Annotated in this window: 5 protein-coding genes and 1 rRNA gene; 5 read left to right on the forward strand and 1 reads right to left on the reverse strand. The window is 58.0% G+C overall.

What is annotated here, in order from left to right:
- Positions 1–86: 86 nt before the first annotated feature.
- The 5 genes from FH061_RS30425 (at position 87) to FH061_RS12030 (ending at position 5,380) form a co-directional block, all read left to right on the forward strand.
- Positions 87–332, forward strand: coding sequence for a winged helix-turn-helix domain-containing protein (locus tag FH061_RS30425; protein ID WP_192805031.1), 246 nt, complete (start codon positions 87–89; stop codon positions 330–332).
- Positions 333–1,148: 816 nt separating this feature from the next.
- Entirely contained in the window at positions 1,149–2,255 is a 1,107-nt protein-coding gene (locus FH061_RS12015; RefSeq protein WP_151636078.1) for a PQQ-dependent sugar dehydrogenase, read from the forward strand.
- The gene (locus FH061_RS12020; protein ID WP_225984622.1) at positions 2,242–2,922 is read left to right on the forward strand and encodes a c-type cytochrome; all 681 of its coding nucleotides are present in this window, start codon (positions 2,242–2,244) and stop codon (positions 2,920–2,922) included. The genes FH061_RS12015 and FH061_RS12020 overlap by 14 nt, the downstream gene beginning before the upstream one ends.
- Before the next feature lie 344 nt (positions 2,923–3,266).
- Positions 3,267–3,497: a hypothetical protein gene (locus FH061_RS12025; protein ID WP_151636055.1), complete on the forward strand. Its 231-nt coding sequence runs from the start codon at positions 3,267–3,269 to the stop codon at positions 3,495–3,497.
- A gap of 242 nt (positions 3,498–3,739) precedes the next feature.
- Positions 3,740–5,380, forward strand: coding sequence for a DUF4214 domain-containing protein (locus FH061_RS12030; protein ID WP_151636056.1), 1,641 nt, complete (start codon positions 3,740–3,742; stop codon positions 5,378–5,380).
- Positions 5,381–5,937: 557 nt separating this feature from the next.
- Here the strand turns inward: FH061_RS12030 and rrf are convergent.
- A 5S ribosomal RNA gene (rrf, locus tag FH061_RS12035) occupies positions 5,938–6,050 on the reverse strand.
- Positions 6,051–6,289 lie beyond the last annotated feature (239 nt).

Below are 6,289 nucleotides of genomic sequence, written 5' to 3' on the forward strand. Positions count from 1 at the left end.
CGCCCGGGCGTGGGCATGCTGTCAGGCGCCGGGAAGAATCGGCTAAGATGGCGTTTTTTGCGAACGAGGAAGCAATGAAACGGGACATGATGCTGATGGAAGCGATTCTCGGCCAACTTCTGCAGTCGCCTGAGCCGCTGGTTACCACCAGCAGCATTTCACAGCGACTGAATGTGGAAACGCCGATTGTCCGCCACCACCTTAACTTGCTGCAGGACAAGAACCTGGTGGAGGAATCTGAAAGTGGCGTCTGGCGGCTGACGAACCATGGCCACGATTACGTCGAAGGCACGCCGGACCAGAGTATGGCGTTGAAGCTGTCCTCTCAATGACGTTGCGCCATGACCTGATGGCTCCTGCCAACCCCGGGTCATGCCATTCCCCCATGACGGCAAGAGTGCGTTGCGACCGGCAAGGCCGATTGACGCACTGAGGAATCCACGGCCGAGCGGTGGATGACGAGCACAACGCCCCTTGCGGGAGAGCCGCATGCTGATGGCATGAAATGGCTCCAGCGAGCGCGGGTGGCAAGTCGGTGCAACAATCCCGCAAACTCGCGAACCGGCCGAATGCCAGGCAGGGCGACACGTCGTAGCGGAGCTGGGGCAAGGATGACTCGGCGCCCTCGTTACGCCGCAGTCGGCCCGCTGCCGGGTTTGCTTGAAGGGTTCGAACGCGGCATCGCACCGACCTGCAACCCGCTCTGCATCGCACGGACGCAGAAGGGCTTGACGAATCCTTGAGGTCACGTAAAGGCGGGTCGGGCCACCGACAACCTGCCCGCTCAATTGTTGGTAACATCTACGCTGCAATTTCCTGTCTGTAGCCACAAATAAATCAATAACTGGAGACCAAGAATGAAACTCAGGCTGAACAACGCTCCCCTCAGGACAGCAACGACCACCTTGACGCTGCTCGCGGCGGCGGTGCTGTCGGGCTGTGCGCAGAACCCTTCAGTCCCTGCCGCAGTGGTTCAGGGAAAAGGCGGAAGTTCTCCGGCCTCGGCCCCGCCAGCGCAGGGGCAGGGCGCTGCCGGCCCCGCCGTGTCGGCCGCGACCACGACCTCATCAACCACCCCCGCGCAGACTCCGGCCGCCGCTCCGGTCGCCCCGCCACCGCCGGCATGGCAGCAGGGTCGGGCCGCCAACATGGCCGATTCCAGGCTTGCCCCCCATGCCGGCAAGTTGACCGCGACCGCCGCGAGCGACATTCCGCTGGATAAGGTCAAGCTTCCTCCCGGATTCAAGGCGGAGGTCTGGGCGACCGGCATTCCGGGCGCGCGCGCCATGGCGTTCGGCGACAACGGCAAGGTCTATGTCGGTACGCGAGGCATCGGCCGCGTCTATGAAGTGACGGACAAGGGCAAGGAGCGCACCAGCCGCGTGGTGGTCGACAAGCTGGTGCAGCCCGCCGGTGTCGCATACCGCAACGGCGCGCTTTATGTCATGGCGATTGACAAGATGCTGCGCTTTGACGGCATTGCAAAGAATCCGAACGTACAGCCGGTCGACATGACTGCCAGCTTCAACCTGCCGCGCGAGCAGCATCACAACTGGAAGTACATCAGCTTCGGTCCGGACAACAAGTTATACGTGCCCTTCGGCGCTCCCTGCAACATCTGCGAGCCGGGCCAGGAATATGCACAGCTGCGCCGCTACAATGCCGACGGTTCGGGAATGGAAGTGGTGGCGCGCGGCATCCGCAACACCGTCGGCTTCGACTGGCACCCGGTAACCAAGGAGCTCTGGTTTACGGATCATGGCCGCGATTGGATGGGAGACGATGGCCCTGAAGACGAGTTGAACCGCATGTCGAAGTCCGGCCAGAATTTCGGCTTCCCGTACTGCCATGCCAATGGCATCTCCGATCCGGATATCAAGAAGGCGAATGCCTGCGATGGCGTGACCATGCCGGTCACTACTGTCGGCCCGCATGCCGCCGCGATGGGCGTTCACTTCTATACCGGCCGCATGTTCCCGGCCGAGTACCGGAACGCCGCCTTCATTGCCCGCAAGGGATCCTGGAACCGCACCAAGAAATTCGGTTTTGATGTCGTGGCGGTCAAGACCGACGCCGACGGACGCAATGCGAAGATCACGCCGTTCATGACAGGCTTCCTGGATGAGAGCGCCGACACCTTCTGGGGCCGGCCAGCCTACATCGCCCAGATGCGGGATGGCTCGCTCCTGGTATCGGACGAACAGCTTGGCGCCATCTACCGGATTTCCTATGCAAAGTCCTATGCAAAGAAGTAACGCATTCGGCGCATCGACTCAAGCCGTGCGCCGGGTTCCCCGGTGCACGGCGGCATCCACTGCCGCAGCGGCAACACTGGCCGCACTGATGGCGCTGTGCGGGCCGGCGGCGGCGCAGGGGAAGGCGCCGGGCAAGGCGTCGTCCGCGCAAACGGCGGCGGCGGCGCACTCGCAGAGGGTGGCGGCTTGCAGCGCCTGTCATGGAGCGGACGGAAATTCCCAGATGCCCAACAGTCCGTCACTGGCCGGCCAGCCGAAGGTATTCCTGGAGAATCAGCTGATCGTCATCCGCGAAGGCCTGCGAGTCATTCCCGCCATGGCGGGCGTACTCGACAAGGCTACGGACAAGGAGATCACGGCCCTTGCGGAACATTTCGCGGCAATGCCGCTCAAGCCGCAGCCAGGCGAGAAGCGGGAGGTGCAGTTCGAACGCGGGCGCGTACTGGCGAGCAAGATGCATTGCGCCAGCTGTCATCTGCCGAACTATGAGGGACAGGCGCAGATGCCGCGTATCGGCGGCCAGCGCGAAGATTATCTTGTGCACTCCATGCGCGAATTCAAGGAAGGCAAGGCGGTGGGTCGCGACACCATCATGGCCAGTGCGCTGTATGGGGTGTCGGATCAGGATATCCAGGACTTGGCGCACTATCTCGCGCACCTGAAGTAGCGGCCATAATGACGCGAGATTAGAGCGACTTGCGGATGCATGTACGGTCGCCAGGGCTTGCCTCCCGGGGCAAGCCGATTCTTTCCCATACCAGTCCCGAGCCATGCCGTGCCAGACGAGAACGCGGAATTTTTCCTACCCGCCAGGCACGGCAGCAATCCATGCAAGGCCAAGGCACATGCCAGTGCCATAGCGCATATGGGAAACAGCTCGTGCACATCTGGCGTTTGAGCAAGCCTTAGATTGACTTCCGTCGGGGTCACTGCAACCAGACGCTTCGGCGGACGTTCTTCTGGCCGATGGATGCCTGCAATCCAGCGCAACTCGATCCCGAAAACTGCTTCATGGAGAAACAACAAGGCGCTGCGTTCCCGGATGAAATTCGAACCGGAAATCTTCTTTCGTTGACAAGAAACGACATAACGACTGAATGTCTTGTCTTTTCATCTCCCGGGATGGTGAAGTTCATGGAACCGGATGTACCATCGGCACCAGTGTACGCGGGCGCGATTCCTCAACCGGATATACCTGTCAATTTCATCGAGTTGAAAGATGAGCGACCCCACGGTACATAACCTGCACATTAACGCTGCTGCATTGGAATGCGCCGGTTATTGAGGACGTTAAACACTACTGCCAAATCACGAAAGACACACATGCACATCTATCTCGCAATCGCAGCCGTGCTGGCCACCCTGACCGGCATTGCCCATTCGGTCCTGGGTGAGCTACTGATCTTTCGGCACCTGCGGCGAGGCACCCTACATTAACGCCTCAGGCGCCTGCCATTCAAACGTTATCCCCGCATGCTGTCGAAATGATTACCTTCAACCTCTCGTCCTATAGCGATTCCACAGGCATGTTTCCGGCGATACCGGCCTCTCTTATCAAGATGCTCAATGCGGTAAGCGTTCAGTTATCGCATCTTATCTCGGGACCCGCTTCAATCATCGAGCTGCGAACCAGCGTTGAAAACACCGGATACGCCTCGGCCGAATCCTACTATGACGCCGCGTCGGGTATGGTATCCGGCATTGTTTCGATCAAAGTCCAATCGGGAATCGATACAAACGGAGCGAGTGCCGACGGAGCTCTCCGGCTTTCACGCCAGTTTCTGGAGAACGCGGCAATCTGGGCCGATGATTCAGGCAACTGGAATCCGCAGGCGTGGATAGGCAGGGGTGCTCATAATTTCCTGGTCCACGAAATCCTTCGCACACTGGGTGTACACGGCTTCCGAGACACCGCCACAGGAGTGCTGTCAGGTTCGCTGGTCACGCCTTACGACAGCATGGTGACCATTGATGGTGACAAACCCTATTTTCATGGGCGGATGGCTACGGCAATCAATGGCGGGAAAGTGGCTCTTGAAGCGCTTGGCACTTCATGGTCGATCTATCGCATAGACAGCGCAACCGATCGCATGAGTCCTACTGTGCCGAATGGCGGTGCTCTTTCCGGACTCGATCTGGCGATGTTGCGGGACCTCGGCTATGCCGTAACCCAAACGGTCACATCGGCTGACGGACGACATATTGTCGCCGGTGCCGGCACGCAGCTCATCGCCGGCACCATCGGGATTGATACATTGTATCTTGTTGGCAATCGGGCAGATTATCTGCAGTCCCGGTCAGGAGTCGCTTCCATCTTCACAAGATCAGACGATGCGAACACCACGGACACCGTGTTTGACGTTGAGCGAGTGCGCTTCGAGGACCGGGCGATTGCCTTCGACGCCGACGGCGTCGCTGGACAGTGTTACCGCCTCTATCAGGCAGCATTCAATCGCAAGCCTGATGCCGCCGGGCTGGGATATTGGATCAGTCTGATGGATGCGGGGGTTGGTTTGAATGTCGTCGCGGACAGTTTCCTCCTTTCTGACGAATTTCGGCAGGCACATGGGACAGAGCCAGATAATGAAGAATTTCTGGCACTTCTCTACAACAATGTGCTTCATCGCGAGCCGGACGCCGAAGGGATGGCGTATTGGAGCAGCATGCTCAGCGCGGGCGTCACACGATCCACCGTTTTGATCAGCTTCAGTGAAAGCTTTGAGAACCGTGCCCAAGTCATCCTGAATTCCGAAGGCAACTCCGCGCAGACATACCGGCTCTATCAGGCCGCGTTCGACCGCGCACCGGACGTCAGCGGCCTCATATACTGGAATCAGATGATGAACAAGGGATTGAGTCTGAATGATGTGGCATACAACTTCACTGCCTCAACGGAATTCGCCAGCAAATATGGATCCAACCTGTCGAACAGCCAGTTCCTGACGGAGCTTTACAACAATGTTCTGAACCGAGCACCCGACACTCTCGGCCTCAACTATTGGCTCGACGGACTTTCGTCCGGCCTCACGCGTGAACAGGTGCTCATTCAATTCAGCGAAAGCGCGGAAAATCGCGCTCAGCTAGTCGGCGTGATTCAGGACGGCTTCGAATACATACCAATGTAATATCGGCCCAAAGTCATAGCATGCTCACGGAGACGTTGAGACTGCCGCACATTCGATACCAGCGATTTTCGTCTCGATGCCGTATGCTGCGAACAGTAGCAGGGGTGAAAATAGTATTCACGAAATGCCACATCAGAATGAGTGTAGAAGAATTTCCATCTCAAAGTGATCGCTATGAGATTGGCATCAAGCGCCCACTGCTTTCCATTATGCTCACTAAGGGTATACGTCCTGCAGTCAATGGAAACCAGCGGAGGCAGAGTCTTTGGCGAAAGTGCAATGAATACGTACTCTAAGGTGTTAATGGACTGGGACGCAATTGCGCTCTTGTCATCTCAACGTTAGAGTCGTACTCCCATCAACACGGCACAGACCGGATGCTTAGGTTGACTTGAAATGGTCAATGCCCTGACATGGAGGCAACTCTTCCTGACTGCCACCGAGCGATGCGGCACGAGCTTAACCTTGTCCGCGATCCATCGGCATAGCGATTTACTAGCCGCGCAAAGCAAACAGCCCTGCGTCCATAAGGAGGCAGGGCTGATGCGGTAGAACTAGCCTGACGATGACCTACTTTCACACTGGTTGCAGCACTATCATCGGCGCAAAGTCGTTTCACGGTCCTGTTCGGGATGGGAAGGGGTGGGACCAACTCGCTATAGTCATCAGGCTTAACTTGTCGGCAATCCGTCGCGCCATGCCCTTGCATGCCCGCGCAACGTACTGCCCAATCCGGAAGAAGTCGCCTGCGTCGCGGCAGGCGTTCGATTTATCTTGTGTGGTATGACTCGTTACTGGCAGGCGTGATGCTCATGTCAATCATGGCACACCCTCTACTCTTGCTTCCATTCCTGTCAAGGTTATAGAGACAAGCCGCACGGGCAATTAGTACTGGTTAGCTTAACGCAT

It is taken from the genome of Noviherbaspirillum aerium (assembly GCF_008929045.1).
In the GTDB taxonomy this organism is placed as follows: Bacteria; Pseudomonadota; Gammaproteobacteria; order Burkholderiales; family Burkholderiaceae_D; genus Noviherbaspirillum; species Noviherbaspirillum aerium.